This window comes from Kribbella sp. NPDC043289 (assembly GCF_056436705.1).
On the sequence record NZ_JBWKCB010000008.1, the window covers coordinates 221,156 to 242,448 of the forward strand.

General features: G+C 69.8%; 19 protein-coding genes. 14 read left to right on the forward strand and 5 right to left on the reverse strand.

What is annotated here, in order from left to right:
• Positions 1 to 59 precede the first annotated feature (59 nt).
• The gene (locus AC0662_RS36095; protein WP_478306305.1) at positions 60 to 1,979 is read left to right on the forward strand and encodes an N-acetylmuramoyl-L-alanine amidase; all 1,920 of its coding nucleotides are present in this window, start codon (positions 60 to 62) and stop codon (positions 1,977 to 1,979) included.
• Positions 1,980 to 1,989: 10 nt separating this feature from the next.
• Positions 1,990 to 2,724, forward strand: a complete 735-nt coding sequence (locus AC0662_RS36100) for a nucleotidyltransferase domain-containing protein (RefSeq protein ID WP_478306307.1) — start codon at positions 1,990 to 1,992, stop codon at positions 2,722 to 2,724.
• 16 nt (positions 2,725 to 2,740) lie between these two features.
• Here the strand turns inward: AC0662_RS36100 and AC0662_RS36105 are convergent, their stop codons facing one another.
• Positions 2,741 to 3,211, reverse strand: coding sequence for a YbaK/EbsC family protein (locus AC0662_RS36105; RefSeq protein ID WP_478306309.1), 471 nt, complete (start codon positions 3,209 to 3,211; stop codon positions 2,741 to 2,743).
• Positions 3,212 to 3,602: 391 nt separating this feature from the next.
• On the opposite strand from AC0662_RS36105, the gene AC0662_RS36110 reads away from it, so the two are divergent.
• From AC0662_RS36110 to AC0662_RS36125, 4 genes are all read left to right on the forward strand, one after another.
• Positions 3,603 to 4,166, forward strand: a complete 564-nt coding sequence (locus AC0662_RS36110) for a DUF6504 family protein (protein WP_478306310.1) — start codon at positions 3,603 to 3,605, stop codon at positions 4,164 to 4,166.
• Positions 4,163 to 4,636 (forward strand): SAV_6107 family HEPN domain-containing protein, encoded by a 474-nt coding sequence (locus tag AC0662_RS36115; protein WP_478306312.1) that lies wholly within the window; start codon positions 4,163 to 4,165, stop codon positions 4,634 to 4,636. The genes AC0662_RS36110 and AC0662_RS36115 overlap by 4 nt, the downstream gene beginning before the upstream one ends.
• A gap of 47 nt (positions 4,637 to 4,683) precedes the next feature.
• Complete coding sequence (locus tag AC0662_RS36120; protein ID WP_452194410.1) at positions 4,684 to 4,932, forward strand: hypothetical protein; 249 nt, start codon at positions 4,684 to 4,686, stop codon at positions 4,930 to 4,932.
• 73 nt (positions 4,933 to 5,005) lie between these two features.
• A complete protein-coding gene (locus AC0662_RS36125) occupies positions 5,006 to 6,217 on the forward strand; it encodes a DUF480 domain-containing protein (protein WP_478306314.1) in 1,212 nt (403 codons plus the stop codon).
• 44 nt (positions 6,218 to 6,261) lie between these two features.
• Here AC0662_RS36125 and AC0662_RS36130 read toward each other — a convergent pair whose 3' ends face one another.
• Positions 6,262 to 6,621: a cupin domain-containing protein gene (locus tag AC0662_RS36130; protein WP_452194407.1), complete on the reverse strand. Its 360-nt coding sequence runs from the start codon at positions 6,619 to 6,621 to the stop codon at positions 6,262 to 6,264.
• A 209-nt stretch (positions 6,622 to 6,830) separates the two neighbouring features.
• Here AC0662_RS36130 and AC0662_RS36135 point away from each other — a divergent pair, with 209 nt between their 5' ends.
• Together AC0662_RS36135 and AC0662_RS36140 are read left to right on the forward strand one after the other, a co-directional pair.
• Positions 6,831 to 7,577, forward strand: coding sequence for a class I SAM-dependent methyltransferase (locus AC0662_RS36135; RefSeq protein WP_452194406.1), 747 nt, complete (start codon positions 6,831 to 6,833; stop codon positions 7,575 to 7,577).
• Between the two features lie 247 nt (positions 7,578 to 7,824).
• On the forward strand, positions 7,825 to 8,226 hold the full coding sequence (locus AC0662_RS36140) for a DUF3040 domain-containing protein (RefSeq protein WP_452194404.1): 402 nt from the start codon (positions 7,825 to 7,827) through the stop codon (positions 8,224 to 8,226).
• Between the two features lie 71 nt (positions 8,227 to 8,297).
• Here AC0662_RS36140 and AC0662_RS36145 read toward each other — a convergent pair whose 3' ends face one another.
• From AC0662_RS36145 to AC0662_RS36155, 3 genes are read right to left on the reverse strand one after another with little or no spacing between them, the layout of a single operon-like run.
• Positions 8,298 to 10,616, reverse strand: a complete 2,319-nt coding sequence (locus tag AC0662_RS36145) for a transglutaminase TgpA family protein (RefSeq protein WP_478306317.1) — start codon at positions 10,614 to 10,616, stop codon at positions 8,298 to 8,300.
• 41 nt (positions 10,617 to 10,657) lie between these two features.
• Positions 10,658 to 11,944 carry a DUF58 domain-containing protein gene (locus AC0662_RS36150; RefSeq protein ID WP_478306319.1) on the reverse strand — a complete coding sequence of 429 codons (1,287 nt, stop codon included), beginning with the start codon at positions 11,942 to 11,944 and terminating at the stop codon, positions 10,658 to 10,660.
• Positions 11,945 to 11,947: 3 nt separating this feature from the next.
• Entirely contained in the window at positions 11,948 to 12,886 is a 939-nt protein-coding gene (locus tag AC0662_RS36155) for an AAA family ATPase (protein ID WP_452194696.1), read from the reverse strand.
• Between the two features lie 598 nt (positions 12,887 to 13,484).
• On the opposite strand from AC0662_RS36155, the gene mraZ reads away from it, so the two are divergent.
• The 6 genes from mraZ to AC0662_RS36185 all read left to right on the forward strand — a co-directional run bounded on the left by mraZ (position 13,485) and on the right by AC0662_RS36185 (position 21,276).
• Positions 13,485 to 13,916: a division/cell wall cluster transcriptional repressor MraZ gene (mraZ, locus tag AC0662_RS36160; protein WP_452194399.1), complete on the forward strand. Its 432-nt coding sequence runs from the start codon at positions 13,485 to 13,487 to the stop codon at positions 13,914 to 13,916.
• Positions 13,917 to 14,189: 273 nt separating this feature from the next.
• The gene (rsmH, locus tag AC0662_RS36165) at positions 14,190 to 15,155 is read left to right on the forward strand and encodes a 16S rRNA (cytosine(1402)-N(4))-methyltransferase RsmH (protein WP_478306321.1); all 966 of its coding nucleotides are present in this window, start codon (positions 14,190 to 14,192) and stop codon (positions 15,153 to 15,155) included.
• A complete protein-coding gene (ftsL, locus tag AC0662_RS36170) occupies positions 15,155 to 15,823 on the forward strand; it encodes a cell division protein FtsL (protein WP_478306323.1) in 669 nt (222 codons plus the stop codon). The genes rsmH and ftsL overlap by 1 nt, the downstream gene beginning before the upstream one ends.
• A 4-nt stretch (positions 15,824 to 15,827) precedes the next feature.
• Positions 15,828 to 18,296 carry a peptidoglycan D,D-transpeptidase FtsI family protein gene (locus AC0662_RS36175; RefSeq protein ID WP_478306325.1) on the forward strand — a complete coding sequence of 823 codons (2,469 nt, stop codon included), beginning with the start codon at positions 15,828 to 15,830 and terminating at the stop codon, positions 18,294 to 18,296.
• A 65-nt stretch (positions 18,297 to 18,361) separates the two neighbouring features.
• The gene (locus tag AC0662_RS36180; RefSeq protein WP_452194393.1) at positions 18,362 to 19,888 is read left to right on the forward strand and encodes a UDP-N-acetylmuramoyl-L-alanyl-D-glutamate--2,6-diaminopimelate ligase; all 1,527 of its coding nucleotides are present in this window, start codon (positions 18,362 to 18,364) and stop codon (positions 19,886 to 19,888) included.
• Positions 19,885 to 21,276 (forward strand): UDP-N-acetylmuramoyl-tripeptide--D-alanyl-D-alanine ligase, encoded by a 1,392-nt coding sequence (locus AC0662_RS36185; RefSeq protein WP_478306327.1) that lies wholly within the window; start codon positions 19,885 to 19,887, stop codon positions 21,274 to 21,276. The genes AC0662_RS36180 and AC0662_RS36185 overlap by 4 nt, the downstream gene beginning before the upstream one ends.
• Positions 21,277 to 21,293 lie beyond the last annotated feature (17 nt).

A 21,293-nucleotide genomic window follows, 5' to 3' on the forward strand; every position in this document is an offset into this window, starting at 1 on the left:
CAGTGACTAGGCTGCCAGTCTGTGTGACCGGCACCCGCCCAGGGGTTCAGGAGATCATCATGCTGCGTCGTCCGAAGATTCTTGCCGCACTCGCTGCGGTAGCACTGCCGGCCGCCCTGGTCGGCGTGTCGTTGGGAGGTCCACCCGCAGAGGCGTCACAACCAGGTGAGCCGTCCGCCTCGGCCGCGTCCGCGTACAGCGCGGCGGCTGCGAAGTACGGCGTACCGGAGTCGGTTCTGCTCGCGGTCTCGTACGCCGAGTCGCGCTGGGACGACCACGCCGGCGCCCCGAGTACGTCCGGTGGCTACGGCCCGATGCACCTCACCGGACTGGGGGCCTCTGAGGTCGCCGACCTGTCCGGCAAGCAGAAGGTCGCGTCCGCCGAGTCGCTGCAGACGCTGAAGAAGGCGTCCGAGCTGACCGGGCTGGACCAGGCCACGCTGCGCAAGGACGTGACCGCCAACATCGACGGCGGCGCCGCGGTGCTGGCGTCGTACCAGAAGTCGCTCGGCCTGCCGGTCGGCGCGAGCTCCTCCCCGGCTCAGTGGTACGGCGCGATCGCGTCGTACGCCGAGGCGAACGACAAGGTCGGCGCCGCCGGGTTCGCCGACGACGTCTACTCGATCATGGGCAAGGGCGCCGCCCGGACCACGAACACCGGTCAGCAGATCGTGATGCCGGCCCTCGCGGTGCAGCCCGACAAGGGCCAGATCGCCAAGCTGTCCCTGCCGAACGGTGTACAGCCGTCGACCTCCGACGTCGAGTGCCCGCCGTCACTCGGCTGCGAGTGGCTGCCGGCGCCGTACTCGCAGTTCGGTGACGGCGACTACGGCAACCACGACCTCGCCAACCGGCCGAAGACCGGCAAGATCGACTACATCGTCATCCACGACACCGAGGGCACCTGGCAGGGCGTGCTGAACCTGGTGCAGGACCCGACGTACGTGAGCTGGCAGTACACGATGCGGTCGTCCGACGGTCACATCTGGCAGCACGTCAAGGCCAAGGACGTCGCCTGGCACGCCGGCAACTGGTACGTGAACATGCACAGCATCGGCATCGAGCACGAGGGCTTCGCGCCGCAGGGCGCCACGTGGTTCACCGAGTCGCTGTACCGCAACTCGGCCAAGCTGGTGCGCTACCTGGCCGTGAAGAACAACATCCCGCTCGACCGGGCACACATCATCGGCCACGACCAGGTACCGGGCACGATCCCGTCGACGGTCCGCGGCATGCACTGGGACCCGGGACCGTACTGGGACTGGGAGCACTACATGGACCTGATGGGCGCGCCGATCTGGGGGAAGTCCGTGCTGCCGGTGAAGGCCGGTTCGGTCGTCACCGTCAAGCCGGGCTTCCAGAACAACGTCCAGGTCGTCAACAGCTGCGACGTCGCCGGTACGCCGTGCAAGCCGCAGGGCACCAACTTCGTGTACCTGCGTCAGGCGCCGGACGACAACGCACCGCTGGTCAAGGACCTTGGTCTGCACCCGGACGGGTCCAACGGCACCACTGAGGTCTCCGACATGGGCTCCCGGGCCGCAGCGGGTTCGCAGTACGTCGTGGCCGAGCGCCAGGGCGACTGGGTTGCGGTCTGGTACCTGGGCGCCAAGGGCTGGTTCAAGAGCCCGGCGTCGGCTCCGGACGCGTTCGCCAAGCCCGGTCTGGTCGTGAAGCCGAAGGCGGGGCTCACTTCGGTGCCGGTGTACGGGCGTGCGTACCCCGAGCAGCCGGCGTACCCGACGGGGATCCCGTACCAGGCGGTGACGCCGCTGCAGTACACGATCGGCGCGGGACAGGCCTACCCGGTCGGTGACCTGAACATCGAGACCGACTACTACCGGGCCGTGACGTTCGACGGTCAGGCGCCGGCGGACCACGTCCAGGTGCTCGGGAAGGACAAGTACTACCAGATCTGGTTCGGCCACCGGATGGCCTACGTACGGGCCGCCGACGTGGACGTTCGCCCAGCCGTCTAACCTGTCTGTCGTGATCGACGAAGCCGTCCAGCCTTTGCTGGACGGCTTTGTCACGTCAGTGCGTGAAATCGCCGACGTGAAGGCCGTCTGGCTGCACGGCTCGCTGGCATTGGGGGACTACCAGGTCGGCCGGAGTGACCTCGACACGATCGTCGTGGTTTCGTCGCCACCGCCGCCCGCCGCCGAGGACATGCACCGGCGACTGATCCGCGAGTACCCACTCGCCACCAAGCTGCACTGCTCCTACATGGCAGTGGATCAGTTGGACGATCTGACGCTGCGGCATCCGACGTTCGCACAGGAGCGGTACTTCGACCGGCCGGTGACTCCGGTGACACGGCGAGAGCTTGCCATCGGCAACCGGACGCTCTTCGGGCCGATGCCCGCCGAGCTGCTGCCGGAAGTGACCGACGAGGAACTGTTCGACTTCGTCCGCCGTGACCTGCGCGACTTCTGGCTGCCCGTCACCCAGAAGCGCGGCCATTGGTACGACGACATCTGGGTCGACCTCAGCCTGCTCACGATCGCCCGCGCGCACGTCACGCTGGCGACCGGTGACCTGATCACCAAGCGCGCCGCCTTCGACGTGCTGCCGTACCTCGGCGCTCCCGCCGACGTCGTCGAGGACATCCGGCGGCGCCGCTACGGGCCCGACGAGGTCCGTACCGGGATGTGGTGGCGGCACACGCGCGCCGGGCTGACCCGGCGCTTCGTGCGCTCCGCGATTCCCGCCGTCCTCGGCTGACGGCTCAGTTGACGACTCAGTTGACCGTGATCGTGGTGCCGTTGGTGAGCTTCAGGAGCTCGTCGTACGTTGTGGGGAACACCGAGTGCGGGATCCCGGCCGCGGCCCAGATCACGTCGTACTGCTCGAGGGCGGTGTCGACGTACGTCGGCACCGGGCCCGGGTGCCCGACCGGAGCGACGCCGCCGATCGACTGACCGGTGTGCTCCTTCACGAACTCGGGGGTGGCGCGCTTCAGCTTGCCGATCCCGAGCCCGGCCGCGACCTTCGCGGTGTCGACGCGGTGCGCGCCCGAGGTGAGGATCAGGACCGGCGCCCCGTCGCCGTCGAAGATCAGGCTGTTCGCGATGGCGCCGACCTCGCACCCGAGCTCCGCCGCCGCGGCCGCCGCGGTCGGCACCGCCTCGTCCAGGATCACGATCTCGCCGGTGGCTCCCGCCGCCCGCAGCGCGGCGGCGACCTTCTGCACATTGGGATGACTGCTCACCCTCCGCAGCCTATGCGGGCCGGTCGATCCGGGTCACCCGGGTTCCACGCTCCGGAAATTGTCGGTGGCGTCCGGAACGATCAGTGACATGCAGAAGGACAGAGCGTCTCGGGAGCCCGCCACGCCGGGCCGTCCGGCCGTTGACGATTGTCGGCGGGCGACGCTACGCTTCCAGTGTTCGAACAGATGTTCGATTACCTCGGGTCCGGTTTCGTCGGGAGGCCGGGCCGAGGCGGGTCGGACAGCTGGACGGCTCCGGTGCGGAGTTGCGGCCGCATCGGAATCCGGTGGTCCCGGCGGGCCGGGCACCGGGGTGGTCCTCGACCCCCGCCCCGGGCTCACCCGCCGGGCTGCCGACCCGGGGAAGTTCGTTCACAGGAGGCGATGGAGCATGTGGGAGTTCGACGACGCCGTCGAGGTGCACTCGGTGTCCGTGGACGGTCTCGAGACCCCTGATCAGTTCCTCTGGCGCGGCCGCCTCTGGCGGGTCTGCGCGGTGCGGTCGCAGTGGACCGAGACCGCGGTCTGGTGGGAGCGCGGCATCATCGGCACCGGCCTGACGTACGACGCCCGCGCGCACCACCGCGGGCAGTCGGCAGAGACCCTGGCGCGGATCGACGCGGCGACGGTGGCCGAGGCCTGCTCGGCAGCGCGCGGCACGAACCGCCCGGTCCGGAACCACCCAGCCGGCGTGGCAGCGGCGACGACCCCCCGTTCTCTCGCCGCTGCCACGCTTCCCTCCGCTGCCTCGGTGTCGGCCTCAGTGCCGGTCGGCCACGTAGCTGCGGGTGCGAGCCCGGCGGCGGTCGGGGTACTGGACGCGGAATGGGGGCCGGAGCGCGCGGTGTTCCGGGTGGAAGCAGGCTGCGGCCGGCACGGCCGCCAGGAGCTGTTCGATCTGGCCCACGACCCGGACTCGGGTCGCTGGCAACTGGAGAGGGTGACCGACCGATGACTGTTTCACCGGTATCGCCGGCCGCGGCCGGCGCGGCCAGCCGCGAGCTGTCCCGTGCCCGCGCCGCCCTGGCCGAGGCGACGGAGACGAGCGACCACCTGATCCGCTACTCGAGCGCGCATGTCGCGGCGCTCCGGGTCGCGGCCGCGGTGCTCGCGGTCCGGGCTCGCCCGGTCCGCTCGAGCAGCCGTCGTCGGGTGCAGCGCAACGCCTGGGTGTTGCTGTCCGAGGTTGCGCCGGAGTTCGGCGAGTGGGCGACGTTCTTCGCCGCCGGCGCCGGGCAGCGTGCCGCGGCCGAAGCCGGCCTGGAGCGCGCCGTCACCACCCGCGAGGCGGACGACCTGATCCGCGCCGTCGATACGTTCTACAACCAGGTGGAGGCGAGCCTGCGGCTGTCCACCAGCCCGGTGCTCACCGCCACCACCGACCCGCAGTCCGTCCTGACGCAACCGTGGATGCAAGCCAGCTGAATCACCAGCAGTGAAAGTGAAACACCAGCACTGAGGAGATCCCGACCGTGAGCGAACCATCGAGAGGGCTCGGCAAGGACCTGTGTGCTCGTGTGCACGCCCTCACCGGCGCCGAGTGCTACCTACCGGACACCCACTACCCACGTCCTCACCACTCCCTGTCCGGCGAGGCCTGGCACGACGGACTGTGCACGCGCTGCTCGGGCTCCGGCCTGGTCGACGACGCGCTCTGCCCGTCCTGCAACGGCACCGCGTTCGAGCCACTGACGCTCCCGGAGACCTACCAGCCCGGCTGACCGGACCTAGTGTCCTGAGTAGCAGCCGGGGCTTTTGCTCACGTCGGCCGGGTGAGCCCTTAAGGTCGGACGGGTGAGCGATCTCCCTGTTCTGGATGCCGAGGACCAGCGGGTCCTCGGGAGCTTGCTGGAGAAGCAGTCGACGGTGCCGGCGTCGTACCCGTTGACGGCCAACGCGTTGCGGACCGCCTGCAACCAGACGAGCAATCGGGAGCCGGTCGTCGACTACGACCAGGGGACCGTCGAGCGGGTGTCCCGGTCGCTGCGCGATCGGGACCTGCTGCGGATCGTCTGGGTCGACACTGGCCGACGGACGTTGAAGTACCACCAGATCCTCGACGAGAAGCTCGGTCTCGAGGAGGACGAGCGGGCGCTCATCACCGTGCTGCTGCTCCGTGGCGCGCAGGCTCCCGGCGAACTGCGGACGCGGACCGAGCGGCTGCACAAGTTCGACGAGCGGACCGACGTCGAGGACTGCCTGCGCCGGATGGCCGCCCGTCCCGAGCCGCTGGTTCGTGAGCTCGAACGTCGCGCCGGCCAGCACGACCGCCGCTGGATCCACCTCCTCGGCCCGGTGCCCGACGAGGAGGCGGTCGTCGCCGTCGAGGCCGTCGATCGCGACACGGTGATCTCCGACGGCGTCGAAGCACGTGACGCGCGGGTGCGGGCGGCGTACGACGCGGTTGCGACGACGTACGCGGATGAGCTGCTTGACGAGCTCGACGGGCTGCCATTCGAACGTTGGTTGCTCGACCGGGTGATTGCCCACGCCAACGGCCGCCCGGTGGTGGAGGTCGGCTCGGGGCCTGGCCACATCACGGCGTATCTGGCTGAGGGTGGTGCCGATGCCACTGGCATCGACTTGTCGCCCGAGATGGTCGCCGAGGCGCGCCGGCGGTTTCCAGAGCACAGCTTCGAGGTCGGGGACCTGCGTCGGCTCGGTCGGCCGCCCGCCAGCTCGGGCTGGGCGGCGGTTCTCGGGTGGTACTCGCTCATCCATTTGGCGGCGTCCGAGCTTCCCGAGGCGATCGGGGCGCTGACCCGGCCGCTCGACCCCGGTGGGTGGCTGGTCCTCGCGCTTCACGCCGGGGCGGAGGTGCGGCACGTCGAGGAACTTCTCGGGCATGAGGTGAGCCTGGACTACGTGCTCTACGACCCGAACCAGGTTGTCGCCGCCGTCGATGCGGCCGGGCTCACCGACGTCGAGTGGTACCTGCGCGGCCCGATCACCACCCGCGCCGAAACCACCCGCCGCCTGTACGTCGTCGCCCGCACCCCGTCCTGACCGACCGCACGTCCGCCGGGTGGCGGCGCAGGCTGGCGCTCGGATCAGGCCTTGGCGTACGTCTCCGCCGCGGTCGACTCGAATTCCAGACCGATCACTGGCTCCTCACCGACGACCCAGGCATCGTGCCCTGGTTCGATGACGTAGGCGGTACCCGCCACGAGACGTGCCTTGGTGCCGTCGTCGTGGACAACCTCCATCTCTCCGGAGAGCAGTGTCCCGACATGGCGGAGCTGACAGGTGTCACCTCCGACGACGGGACGGATGGACTCCGACCAGCGCCAGCCGGGTTGGAAAGTGATCCGCGCGACGCTGGCCCCCGGCAGCTTGACGACGTCGACGCTCGCTTTGTCCGGCCGGCGTTGCTCGTCCGGCTCGGTGAAGGACTTGCTGAAGATGGCCATGATCCCCTCCCTGGTGATCGGCTCTCCCCTCACCTCCCACGGTGACGCGCTCGCCTCGTCGGCGACAGACCCCAGGAACTGTCAGGCGCTTATGGTCCGCTAACGGGCTCCGCCGGAGCGGCCGATCGGATGCAATGAGCGGGGCGGGGTGGGAGTGGAAGTAGGGTGTGGCGCGGTGGGGCGGTGATGCTGGATCGGCAGGAGGGTTGATGGTGGATCGGCGACGGCGGAGCGTGCGGACCGCGTTGGTGGGAGAGGCGCTGCGCGTTGCGCTGGCGGGACGCGGCCGGACCGATCCGGGTGCCGGGCTGGACATCGTCGACCTCGGCGGTGGGACCGGCGGGTTCGCGGTTCCGCTCGCGGTCGAAGGGCACCGGGTGACCGTGGTCGACCCGAGCCCGGACGCACTCGCCTCCCTGGAGCGCCGGGCCCGCGACGAAGGCGTGAGTGAGCTGGTCCGCGGTGTCCAGGGTGATGCCGGCGAGCTTCCCGGGCTGGCGGGGGAGTCGAGCGCGGACGCCGTACTGTGCCACGGGGTTCTCGAGGTCGTCGACGACCCGGTGCAGGCACTGCAGGCGATGGCCTCGGTACTGCGCGAAGGCGGCGTACTGAGCCTCCTGGTTGCCCAGCGCAACGCGGTGGTGCTGGCGCGGGCGCTGGCCGGTCACCTGGCCGAGGCGCGGATCGCGCTGCAGGACCCGGACGGCCGGTGGGGTGCGACCGACCCGATGCCGCGGCGGTTCGACGAGGCCGGGATCACCGCGCAGCTGGCCGATGCCGGGTTCATGGTGCACACCGTGCACGGCGTACGGACGTTCGCCGACCTGGTGCCGTCCGCGTTCGTGGACTCCGAGCCAGGCGCCGCGGAGTCGCTGGCCGAGCTGGAACGCGCGGCCAGTCAGCACCCTGCTTTCCGTGCGCTGGCGACGCAGCTGCACATCCTTGCGACGCGCTGAGGGGCGCCGCCGTCCCCGACGTACCTGACGGAGGGTGACGGCTGAGCTACGCGCCCACGAGGGAGGTGCGAACGCTGCGAACTGACGGTGAGCGACACGCCGACAGACACCGGTTTGGGACCTGCCCTCCGGGGGCAGTTGCCGGACCGTGACGCGCTGGACAGCCGGTCAGGGTTTCGTGTCGGCCAAGCGCGGCCTAGACTGAAGGCGGCCTATCGAGATCGCGCTCATCATGGAGGGATCGACGGTGCCCCTCTCGGAAGAAGAGCAGCGCCAGTTCGAGCAGCTCGAACGTGCCCTTGCTGCGGAAGACCCGAAGTTCGTTTCCGCCATGCGTGGGACCAATGTGCGCTTGTACTACAAGCGGCGGGCAGTGCTTGCCGGCGTTGGATTCGTGCTGGGCATCGCGGTGCTGATGACCGGTGCGATCATCCCGAACACCATCATCGGAGTCATCGGCTTCGTGATGATGGTTGCGTGCCTGTACATCGCGGCGCTGAGCATGAAGCGGATCAGCAACGCGGGGGAGGCCGACGACATCCCCCCGCCGCCGCCGACCAAGCGGCACCGGACCAAGCACGATTCGTCCGGCTCCTTCATGGAGCGGATGGAAGACCGCTGGCGCCGTCGCCGCGACGAGGATCTCTAACCCGTCTGAGCGCAGCCTGAGACTTCGACCACACCCGTGCCCTGGTGGGACGGGTGTGGTCGTTTGTGTACTCAGTTGGCGTGCCGGCGCTTCGGCAGGATGCCGGAGCGGAGCCGCGCCAGCAGCAGGTCGAACTCATCGAGCAGGTCGGAGGCCTCAGTGGTGCCGCGGCTCAGGTACCAGCGCCACGACGGCGGCAACAGCCGTGCCCGCCAGCGTCGCCGCGCCGCTGCCCGCGACCACAAAGCCGCACGTACGGCGGCCGCGTCGTCGCGCAGGTCCAGTTCGGGATCGGCGTCACCGGCGTACCGCAGGGCCTCGATGCCGCGGGCCAGGCGGCGGGCAGCGGGATGCGTCTCCTCGGGGAGCTTCGTCATCAGCCACTGACCGGTCTGCCGCGGTGTCGAGATGTCGGACCAGTCGAGCCCCAGGTCCCGCGAGGTGTCCCGGACCTCCGCCCACAGCCCCTCGGCCGCTTCCCGCCCCGGCGGCCGCATGAACCGTTTCCGCCGGGTCAGTGTCCGGATCAGCCACGGGATGCACAGCACCAGCAGTACGGCGAACGTACCGGCGATCGCCTGTCCGCCACCCCTGGTGAACCAGTTGCCCGGTGCAACGACCGGGGCACCGCTCGAGTCCGGGAGGTTGGGGTCGTGCCGGGGCTTGTCGATGCCCGGGGTCTGCTGGCTGCCCGGAGTGGTCGCCACGGCCGTCGGCGCGGTGGTCGGGCTGGTCGGGTCCGGGCCGGCGGCGACGGTCCAGTTCGGCGTGCTCGCGACCCGGGCGGACGGCGTCGGCTCGAACCGCACCCAGCCGATGCCCTGGAAGTACAGCTCTGGCCAGGCGTGCATGTCGTGCATCCGGACCGTGAACTCGCCGTCCTTGCCGGCCTGTCCGGGCAGGAACCCGATGCCGACCCGGGACGGGATCCCGATGATCCGGGCCATCAGGGCCATCCCGGTGGCGAACTGCTCGCAGTACCCGGTCTTGTTCCTCAGCAGGAAGTCCTGGAGCGCGGCCATCCCGCTGCCCTTGGCGTTCTCGGTGCTGTAGGTGAAGCCGCCGGTGCTGCGGAACCAGTTCTGGATCAGTACGGCCGCCTCGAACTTGTTGTCCGCCGCGGCGGCGGTGATCTCGTACGTCTTCTGCTTGATGTCGGTCGGCGTCTGCCGTGGCACGACCAGCGTGTACTGATCCGGTCCGCCGGTGGTGATCGAGTCGTGCAGCTGCTCCGGCGTCGGCTGCAGATCGTACGACGTGACCTTGTACTTCTTGCCGGCGACGATCGAGCCGTTCGTCGAGACCACGTCCAGCGCGCCGGCGTCGTACTGCCACTCGCGCTTCAGGGAGATCGCGTGCACCGGGTAGGGGACCGGGGCGAACTGCGACTGGAAGTCCCTGGTGACGCTGATCTCCATCGTGCTCTGCGGAACCTTCGAGAGGTCGCCGGTGTAGCCGGGTGGCGGCGTCAGGTCGCCGGTGATCTTGTGGCCGGCGGACCGCGGCGCGATCCGCCAGGTGTTGCCGTCGAACAGGTCGAGCGCGGTCAGTCGCAGGTAGCTGCCGCCGGCCGGCCCGCCCTTGTACGTGAGGGCGATGTCGTTGGCGCCGCGCTTCAGGTTCTTGCCCATGTCGAGCATCGGGTCGGTCGACGAGATCGAGGCGCCGAGTCCGTTGCCGTTGCCGTTGCCGCCGGCCAGACCGTTGCCGATGACACCTTCCGGCAGCGCGGGCAGCAACGCGGGCAGCAGCGCGGCGATCGCGACCACGCTCAGCCCGATTCGGCGCCCGGCCTGTCCGAGCGCCGACGCCTCGACGGGCTCGGCCGCGTCGAGGTGCGAGACGCCGGAGATCCGGCGGCCCCAGCGGCTCAGCCGGCTTCGGCCCTCGGCGGACAGCAGCACGATGTAGCCGACCGCGGGCGGGATGAACAGCAACGCGGGCAGCCCGCCGTGCACGGTCGCGGCCGGCACCGTGTACATGATCAGGAGCAGCAGCCCCGACCAGGCGGCCTGCCGCAGCTGTACGGCGATGACGTGGATCAGGAACCCGGTGGCGGTGATCACCGACACCGCGAACAGCGTCAGATGCGAATCCTGCGGCAGCGGCGCACTGAATCGATTGATGGAGTCCATCGCGTCGACCATCTGTGCGTTGAACTCGATCGCGGTCGCCTTCACCGGGAACAGCCCGAACTTCATCGTCCCGTGCAGGAAGAACAGCGACAGCAACTCGACCAGCACCAGCAGCTGGACGATCGGTACGACGATCCGCGGGGTGCGCAGGTTCTGCAACAGGACCCCGATGCCCGTCATCAGCGCGCACAGGAACGCGCTGATGAACAGGAACGGCCCGGAGAACACCGGCGTCAGGACGAGCGACCCGAGCACGGTCGCTCCCCAAGCGGCGATGGAAATCCTGGCGTGACCGGTCATGCGATCCGTCCGCTTCGTAGGCCGAGGGTGGACCAGACAGTTGGTAGATGGTCACCGCGGCGGACTCTGGCTACGCGCCAGCCGTTGCGGAGGAGTTCGTTCTCAGTGGCGTCCGTGGCTGCGGAAAGGCGCGCGGCCTTCTCGGTTGCCTCGACGCCGACCGCCCAGCTCGCGGCGTCCAGCAGCAGCGCGACTCCGGTCGCCTGGCTGGTCCGCCACCGGTTGAGCGCCGTGACGTCGTCGGAGCCGCACGCACCGACCACCGCGATCACCAGACTCGGCTCCTGCGCGTGCCGGTCGACGGTCAGCAGCGGACCGATCTCGGCGTACTTGTGCTCCTCGACGGTCGCGCACTCGGTCAGCAACTGCTGCTGGGTCAGTGGCTGGTGCACCGCCGTGGACGAGCGATGGGTGATCGCCGACAGCGTGGTCGGCCCACCGAGCATCGTGGTGACGTAGCCGCGGCGTACCCGGTCGATGCCGATCGAGGCGATCGCGCTGACCGCCCACTCCAGGCTCGACGACGGCCCGTGCCCGTGGTGCGAGATCGTCCGCGCGTCCAGGAACAGCGCGCAGCGGCTCTGCCAGGGCTGCTCCTCGCGGCGCACCATCAGCTCGCCGCGGCGTGCCGTCGACCGCCAGTGCACCCGGCGCAGGTCGTCGCCGTCGCGGTACTCGCGGACCGTCGCGTCCTCCTCGCCGGCCGCCGCGATCGCCCGCGGCCGGTTCTCGCCCGAGCCGGCCCGGTCCGCACCCAGCCGGATCTCCGGCAGCTTGAAGACCCGGGGTGTGACCAGCAGATGCTGGCTCCGCGTGAACGTCCGGCTGGTCTCCACCAACCCGAACGGGTCGGCGACGGTCAGCATCAACGGCCCGACCTGGAACAGCCCCCGGACGTCGCTCTTCACCGGATAGGTGACGGTACGGCGCCAGTTCGGGCTGACCCGGTCGACGACGAACCGTGGCCGGTGCCCTAATACATAAGGAATGCGGTCCTCGAGCAGCAGCAACCCCGCGGGCATCCGGCCCTGGTTGCTCAGGGTCAGCTCGACCGTCGACTGGGTCCCGACCGGGACCTGGTCCGGCGCGAGGCTACGGCGTACCTGCAGACGCAGCCTGGTCCGGCCGACGACGAGGGCCGCCACGACCGGCAGCGCGGCCAGCAGGATGCCGACCCGCAGCAGGTCCTTCTGGCCGAGCAACAGTGCACACAGCGAAGCCGTCAGACCGGCCGCGACGAACGCCCGCCCCCTGGTGGTCAGTCCGCGCAGTGCGTGCCGCATGGCTCAGTCCCGACGCGTGCGGGGGAGGGCCACGTTGGACACCAGCCCGGAGATGATGTCGGCTGCACCGCGCCCACCGAGATGCGCCTCAGCCGCCGGCAGTACGCGGTGCGCGAGCACCGGAACCGCGAGCTCCTGGATGTCGTCCGGCAGCACGAACTCCCGGGAGTCGAGTGCCGCGGCCGCGCGGGCCGCACGGATCAGGTGCAGCGTGGAGCGCGGGCTGGCGCCGAGGCGCAGCTCCTGCGAACGCCGCGTCGCACCGACCAGAGCGACGGCGTACTCCTTCACCGACTCCGACACGTGCACGGACTGCACGGTCTTCACCAGGCGGAGGATCTGCTGCCCGTCGGTCACCGGCTGCAGGGTCAGCAGCGGGTCGTCGGCCGCGTGCCCGTCCAGCATCCGCAGCTCGGCGGCCGGTTCCGGGTAGCCCATCGAGACCCGGGCCATGAACCGGTCGCGCTGCGCCTCGGGGAGCGGATAGGTGCCTTCCATTTCGATCGGGTTCTGCGTCGCGATCACCATGAACGGCGCTTCGAGCTGGTACGTCGTGGTGTCGACGGTGACCTGTCGCTCCTCCATCGACTCCAGCAGCGCGGCCTGGGTCTTCGGCGAGGCCCGGTTGATCTCGTCCCCGACGACGATGTTCGCGAACACCGCGCCGGGCTTGAACTCGAAGTCGCGGATCTCCTGGTTGAAGACCGAGACGCCGGTGATGTCCGACGGCAGCAGGTCCGGCGTGAACTGGATCCGTCGCACGCTGCAGTCGATCGACTTCGCCAGCGCCTTGGCCAGCATCGTCTTCCCGACGCCCGGAACGTCCTCGATCAACAGGTGGCCCTCGGCCAGCAGCACGGTGACGGCGACCTCGACAACGTCGCTCTTCCCCTCGATCACCTGCTCCATGGCGCGGCGGACCCGGCCCGCCACCTCGGACAGCTCGTCGAAGTCCCCGGCCCCTGCCAGCGGCGAGCTGGTCGCGGTGGTGCTCACTCTGAGTCCTCCCCATTCGTTGACTGCCGCCACATTGTCACCCGCTGTAGGGGTCGGACCTAGAGCGGCGGGAGTTTCGTTACCTGGCGATTCGATGTCCATCGGCGCACGCCCTCACGGCGGGGTCGGTAAGTCGTCCCTCCAAGCGTACGGGTGGCCAAAGGCGTGCGCGGGGCGTACGACGCTCCAAACGCCTGCCTGGTTCACGGTCGAACCAAGACAAAGGTTCACCGATCGGGTCGCGGGCTCCTCCACTTTCCTCCACCCCTTCCTCCCTTTTGCTCCACAGCGTCCTCCACTTCGCACCACCAGTGCGCTCCACCACGCTCCACAGCGCTGACGGCACGCTCCGCAGGCGCCGTACGCCGACGGTTGAGCCGGCAGCGACACGCAGGAATCGAGCGGCGGATTCAGGCGGCGCGGGGGCGTAATGGGGCGGAAGTTGGTTGACGGTGGTGGAAAGTGGAGTAAGGTGGAGCGCAGTGGAACTGAAGTGGTGGAATCACTCGCCTGAGTCGGAAGGTCCGCAACGGGGAGGTGGAGCGTGTTCCTCGGAACGCACTTCCCCAAGCTCGACGACAAGGGGCGACTGTTTCTTCCGGCGAAGTTCCGGGACGAGCTGGCCGACGGTCTGGTGATCACGCGTGGACAGGAACGATCGCTGTCCGTGTGGCCGGAGCGTGAGTTCGTCCAGCTGACCGAGCAGTTGAAGCAGGCTCCGATCACCAACAAGGGTGCGCGGGACTACCTACGGATGTTGTTCGCCGGTGCCTCCAACGAGATGCCGGACAAGCAGGGCAGGGTCACCATCCCGCCGATGCTGCGCGATTACGCATCACTGAATCGCGACTGCGTCGTCATCGGGGCGATGAATCGGGTGGAGATCTGGAACACGGAGAACTGGAACCGGTACTCCGCGGAGCAGGAGCAGGCGTTCGCCGACCTCTCCGAGGAAGTACTGCCAGGCATCTTCTGAGCAACCAGCTGAACAGTGTGCGAGGGCCGAACACACCGAACCGTCCGGTGAGATCACGGGTCCGACTTCCGACCTGGAGTGTTGGCGTCACTTCCCCGGCGCCAAGACCGGCAGGTACTTCCCCGGAAGGCGTACCCGCGATCTGACCGGACGGTGCTGTCTGAAGATCCGCACCCGTTCACGTACCACCTGTCCAGGCACCGCGACGCCGGGACAGCACACACAAGACCTGCGGGGGCAGGGTCGCCTCCCGCGGCGACGGGAAGGGTCGAGATGGACGCTGCGGATCGGCATGTGCCGGTGATGCTGGAGCGCGTGGTCGCGCTGCTGGCACCGGCGCTCGCGCGTCCCGGTGCCGTCCTCGTCGACGCCACCCTCGGCCTCGGCGGTCATTCCGAGGCGTTCCTCCGGCAGTTCCCCGAGATCCGGCTGATCGGCTTCGACCGCGACCCGGCCGCACTGCGGCTGGCCGGCGAGCGGCTGGCGCCGTACGCGGACCGGCTGACGCTCGTGCACGCGGTGTACGACGAGCTGCCGCGGGCGCTCGCGGACCTCGGCGTACCGGCGATCGACGGGATCCTGTTCGACCTGGGCGTCTCCTCGATGCAGCTGGACGAGGCCGAGCGTGGTTTCGCCTATTCCCAGGACGCGCCGCTGGACATGCGGATGGACTCGACCGGACCGACCACGGCCGCGGACATCGTGAACACCTACAGCGCGGCCGACCTGGCCCGGATCCTGTTCCAGTACGGCGAGGAGAAGTTCGCCCGCCGGATCGCCGACCGGATCGTCCGCGAGCGCGAGATCGAACCGTTCACGAACAGCGCACGGCTGAGCGAACTGGTCCGGAACGCGATCCCGCAGGCGGCCCGGAGGACCGGGGGACACCCGGCGAAGCGCACCTTCCAGGCGCTCCGGATCGAGGTGAACGGCGAGCTCGAGGTACTGCGTCGCGCGCTGCCGGCCGCCCTCGGTGCGCTGGCGTTGCACGGCCGGATCGTGGTGATGAGCTACCACTCGCTCGAGGACCGGATCACCAAGCAGGTGTTCGCGGCCGCCACGAAGACCGACGTACCCGACGACCTGCCGGTCATCCCGGCGGGGCACGAACCGTACCTGAAGCTGTTGACCCGCGGGGCCGAGCGACCGACCGAGGACGAGATCGCGGCGAACCCGCGAGCCGCCTCAGCCCGGGTCCGCGCGGCCGAACGGATCCGGGAGAAAGGACTGGTGGCCTGATGAGTACTGTCTTCAGCCCGCAGAAAGCGCGGGTCACGCCGGTCACCACCAAGACCGCCAAGAAGGCGGAGCCCCGGCTGCGGGTGGTCTACGGCGCGCCGTTCCGGCCGCCGCGGATGCCGTTCGTCATCTTCGTGGTGTCGCTGCTGGCTGCCGGACTCGTCGGCCTGCTGCTGCTGAACACGGAGCTGCAGAGCGGGACGTTCGCGATCACCAAGCTGAGCAGCCAGGCCGATCAGCTGCGCGACCAGCAGGAGCAGCTGGAGAAGCAGGTCCGCACGCTGGAGTCGCCGCAGAACCTGTCCGACCGCGCGCTGCGGATGGGCATGGTGCCGAACCCGAACCCGGTGTTCCTGCGGCTGTCCGACGGGCGCGTGCTCGGCGTACCGGCAGAGGGCAAGGCCGGAGCCGGTACGGCGATGTTCGGGCCGGGGACGCCGACCGGGACCGCGACCGCCAAGCCGCCCGCGGTGGTCAAGCCACCGGTGGTGAAGCCGACCACCGGCACCGTGAAACCGCCGGCGACGACCACGAAGCCGACGACCGGCACCACGAAGCCGAACGCAGGCACTACGAAGCCGACGGCGGGTACGACGAAGCCAACGGCCGGGACGACGAAGCCGCCGGCCACGACGACGAAGCCGCCCGCCACGACCACACGGGGATGATCGGATGACGGACCGACGGGGAAACGAGCCGCCACGCGATCGTGGCACCGGATCTGGCCGGGGGAACCCGCCGCCGCGCAAGGCTCAGCCCCGTCGTCCGTCCACTACGGACAGTGCCCGCAACACCCCGCAACGCGCCGAGTCGACCCGGGACCGGCTGCTCCGCAAGGCGCAGGAGGAGAACGGCACTGCCCGCCGTCCGGGGTCGCAGGACCGGGCGAACGGCAGCACGCCAGCGCCGCGCAAGCGATCCGACGAGAGCCGCGCCCGTACCGGCGACAAGCGCGCGGACAACGACCGGGCTCGCGCGGGTGAGAAGCGTGCGGGTCAGCGGCGGGTGGACGAGGCTCGCGGTCGCGCGGGAGACCAGCGGGCGCCGAGGGCAGAGTCCGGCGGCCGTACCCGCGCAACCGGCGGCACGGCTCGCAGCACCGGCAGTGGGACCCCCCGCGGCACGGGAAGCGGGAGCGCTCGGAGCGGGAGCGCTCGCGGTGCAGGGGGCAGTGGTCGTAGCGGCGGCGCTCGCGCCGTCGGAACCGGTAGCGGGCGGAAGGGGCCGGCGAAGAAGGCGGCCCTGAAGAAGGCGGCCGTGAAGAAGGGGTCCGCGAAGCGGCCGCCGCAGAATCGGCCGGCTCCTCGGCCCAAGAAGCGGAAGGTGCGCAAGCCGCCGCGGATGCTGCGGTTGGGGCGTCCGGCGCTGCGGCTGCGGATGACCTTCGGCGTGATGGCGTTCGTCCTGTCACTGTTCGCCGGCCGCCTCGTGCTGCTCCAGGGCGTGGACCCGGACAGCTACGCCCAGGCGGCGACCAAGGAGAACGCCCGGACGTACACCCTGCACGCGTCCCGCGGCACCATCGAGGACCGCAACGGCGTCGAGCTGGCGGTCACCGAGGACGCGGTCGCGATCACCGCGGACCCGAAGCAGACCAAGCCGGTGGCGCAGCAGCTCGCCGCGATCCTGGCACCAAAGCTCCCCGGTACGACGACCGCGAAACTGATCGCCTCGATGAGCGGTCCCGGCCGGTTCGCGTACGTCGCCCGCAAGGTCAGCCCGACGGCCTGGACCGCGATCCAGAACGAGATGAAGGCCGCGAACGTCCCGATCGCCGAGCAGAACAAGGGCAAGCCGACGGAGCAGCAGGCGCCCCTGCTGACCGGGCTGTACACCGAGGAAGACCCGATCCGCAGCCACCCGAACGGCAGCATCGCCGCGTCGGTGGTGGGCGTCACCAGCGGCGACGGCAAGGCGCTGTCCGGTCTCGAGTACGGACTGAACAGCAAGCTGTCCGGCAAGGACGGCAGCGCGATGTACGAGGTCGATGCCAAGGGCAACAAGATCCCGAACGCGAACCACACGGTCGTGGAGCCGAAGCCCGGCGTCGGCGTGCAGCTGACCCTGGACACCGACCTGCAGTTCTTCGCGGAGAAGCGGATCGAGCAGGCGGTGAAGGAGTACAAGGCCAGCTCGGGCACGGTGATCGTGATGGACACGAAGTCCGGCGAGCTGATGGCGATGGCCAACTACCCGAGCTTCGACCCGAACAAGAAGTTCACTTCCGCGGACCTGAACAACCCCGCGCTGGAGCGCAGCTACGAGCCGGGCAGTGTGCAGAAGGTGGTCACGATGGCCGCGCTCGCCGACGCCGGGAAGATCAATCTCGGCACCAAGCTGAAGGTGCCGGGCAGCATCGACGTCCAGCGCCGGATCATCAAGGACCACTGGTCGCACGACACGATGAACCTGACCATCTCCGGGGTGATCGCGAAGTCGTCGAACGTCGGCACGATCCTGGCCGCGCAGCAGATGCCGATCGCGCAGTTCGTGAAGTACCTGCACGACTTCGGGTTCGGGGAGCCGACCGGCCTGAACTTCCCGGGCGAGACCAAGGGCCTGCTGACGCCGGGTGACGAGTGGCCGGAGCTGACCCGCTCGAACGTCGCGTTCGGCCAGGGACTGTCGGTGAACGCCGTCCAGGAGACCGCGGCGGTGAACGCGGTCGCGAACGGTGGCGTGTACATGCCGCCGAAGCTGGTCCGCAACTACGTCGACGCGAACGGCACCGTGACGCCGAACCAGGTCGCGCCGGGCCGCCGGGTGGTGAGCGAGCAGGCCGCCAAGGAGGTCACCACGATGATGGAGGCGGTGACCGCGAAGAAGGGCACCGCGCCGCAGGCCGCGATCGACGGCTACCTCGTGGCGGGCAAGACCGGTACGGCGCAGCAGGTCGACCCGAAGACGGGTAAGTACGGCAAGTGGGCGACTTCTTTTGCCGGATTCGCGCCGGCCGACAACCCACGGTTCGTTACGTACGTCGTACTGCACGACCCGAGCGACGGCGTTCGCGGTGGTGGCCTGCAAGGAGGACCGGTGTTCCGAGACGTGATGAGCTACGCGCTGCAGAAGTACGTCGTCCCGCCGTCCGGGGCGAAGCAGCCGGAGATCCCGCTCACCTGGACAGACCCGGGCCGGTGAGGCAGAGCCTGGTGACGCAGGGGCAGGTAGGAGTCACAGGGCCCGGAGCGGTAGCCTCAGGGCCCGTGTCCACCCCTACCGCCGCCGGCGGCGCGGTCGCAGCGATCAGGCCACGGCACGTCGTGCCGGTGAGCCTCGCCGACCTCGCGAGCGTCGCCCATGTACACGTCCCGGCACCGTCGCCGGCGACCGTGACCGGTGTCTCCCTCGACTCGCGTTCTGTCCTTCCCGGCGACCTGTACGCCGCTCTGCCCGGTGCGGTCACGCACGGCGCGGAGTTCGTCGCGAAAGCCCAGCAGTCCGGCGCGGTCGCCGTACTGACCGACCCGGCCGGCGCCGAGCGGGCCGCGGCGACCGGTCTGCCGGTGCTGGTCGTCGACAACCCGCGGAGTGTGCTCGGCGCGGTCGCGTCCCGGATCTACGGTGAGCCGACGAGCGCGTTGCGGCTGCTCGGCGTGACCGGAACCAACGGCAAGACCACCACCAGCTTCCTGCTCGACGCGGTACTGCGGCAGCTCGGCCGCTCGGCGCTGATCGGGACGATCCAGACGCGGGTCGGTGACGAGGTGGTGAAGAGCGTCCGGACCACTCCGGAAGCCACCGATCTGCAGGCGCTGTTCGCGGTGATGCGTGAGCAGGCGGTCACGTGGTGTGCGATGGAGGTCTCCAGCCACGCGCTGGCGCTGGGCCGCGTCGACGGGGCCCGGTTCGCGGTCGCGGGGTTCCTGAACCTCACCCAGGACCATCTGGACTTCCACAAGACGTTCGAGGACTACTTCCAGGCGAAGGCCTCGCTGTTCACCCCGGAGCGCTGCGATGTCGCGGTGGTGACGATCGACGACGAGTACGGGCGCCGGCTCGCCGCGCAGACCGTCGTACCGCTGGTCACCGTGTCGACGACCGGTGCTGCCGACTGGACCGTCGCGAGCCGGCACCGGTCCGAGCACGGCACGACGGTGCTGGACATCGAGGGGCCGGGCGAGACGCTGACCGTGGAGATCGGGCTGCCGGGTGACTTCAACGTCGCCAACGCGCTGCTCGCGACGGCGATGCTGCGACAGCTCGACGTACCGGCCGAGGCGATCGCTGCCGGGCTGCGGACCGCGACGGTGCCGGGGCGGATGGAGCTGTTCACCCGCGAGGACGGGCTGGCGGTGATCGTGGACTACGCGCACACGCCGGACGCGATCGCGCTGGCGCTGAGCGCCGCGCGCGGCGCCACCAAGGGCCGGCTGTTCGCGGTTGTCGGGTGCGGTGGCGACCGCGATCGCGGCAAGCGGCCGGCGATGGGTGCCGAGGCGGCGCGGGCCGCGGACGTCGTGATCGTCACCGACGACAACCCGCGCAGCGAGGACCCGGCGGCGATCCGGGCCGCGGCGCTGGAAGGTGCGCGGCAGGCCGTGCCGGACGTGGACCTGCACGAGATCGGTGACCGTCGGCAGGCGATCGCGACCGCGATCGAGCTGGCCGGCCCGGGCGACACGGTCGTCGTCCTCGGGAAGGGTCATGAGACAGGCCAGGACGTCGGCGGTGTGATCCACCCGTTCGACGACCGCGAAACTGTGCGTGAGCTGTTGGAGGCAGATCGGTGATCCCTGTCAGTTGCGGCGAGATCGCCGACGCCGTCCGCGGTGAGCTGGTGGGCGTCGAGCCCACGGCTGTCGTCGACGGCGCGGTAGTCATCGACTCGCGTGCGGCCGGACCCGGGGGACTGTTCGTCGCCCTGCCCGGTGAGCGCGTCGACGGCCACGACTTCGTCGGTACGGCGACCTCGGCAGGCGTCACGGCGTCGCTCACGACCCGTGTGGTCGACGGCAGCCCGTGCATCGTCGTCGACGACCCGCAGCGGGCCCTCGGCGACCTCGCCCGGCTCGTCGTCGGCCGGCTGCCCGACCTGGTCGTTATCGGCCTGACGGGTTCGACCGGCAAGACGAGCACCAAGGACCTGATCGGCCAGTTGATCAGCCCGTACGGCGAGACCGTCGTACCGGAGGGCTCGTTCAACAACGAGATCGGGCACCCGCTGACCGCGCTGCAGGCCACCGCGAGCACGAAGTACCTGGTCGCCGAGATGGGGGCGCGGCACCGGGGCGACATCACCTACCTGACCGGGATCACGCCGCCGACCGTCGGGCTGGTGCTGAACGTGGGCACCTCGCATATCGGCGAGTTCGGGTCGCAGGACAACATCGCCGTCGCCAAGGGCGAGATGATCGAGGCCGTGGCCGCAGGAGGCACCGCGGTGCTGAACGCCGACGACCATCGGGTCGCCGCGATGCGCAGCCGGACCGAGCAGAAGGTGCTGACCTTCGGTGAGGCGCCGGAGGCCGACGTCCGCGCGACCGACGTGAAGATCGACGGCGAGGGCCCGCCGGCGTTCACGCTGCACCTCGGCGGCTTCAGCGGCGCCGTCCAGTTGCGGCTGATCGGCGAGCACTTCGTCTCGAACGCGCTGGCCGCCGCGGCGGTCGCGGCGGCCGTCGGTATCACTCCGGAGCAGATCGCCGACGGTCTGAACGCCGCCACCCTGATGTCCGCGGCGCGGATGGAGCTGACCGAGCGCGCCGACGGCGTCACGATCATCAACGACGCGTTCAACGCGAACCCGGACTCGACCCGTGCGGCGCTCAAGTCGCTGGTCGCGATCGGCCGGTCCCGCGGCGCGCGGACCTGGGCGGTGCTCGGCGAGATGCTCGAGCTCGGCGACACCTCTGCCGACGAACACGACGCGATCGGCCGGCTGGCCGTCCGGCTGGACGTGAACCGGTTGGTGGTGGTCGGCGCGGGCGCGAAACCGATGCACCTCGGTGCCTCGCTGGAAGGCTCGTGGGGCAACGAGTCCACGTACCTCGAGACCATCGGTGAGGCGCTGGAGTTGCTGCGCGCCGAGCTGCGCGCGGGTGACGTCGTCCTGGTGAAGTCCTCGAAGGCCGCCAAACTCCGCAGCCTCGCAGATGCCCTCGTGGAGGCACAGCAGTGATCTCGATCCTGTTCGGC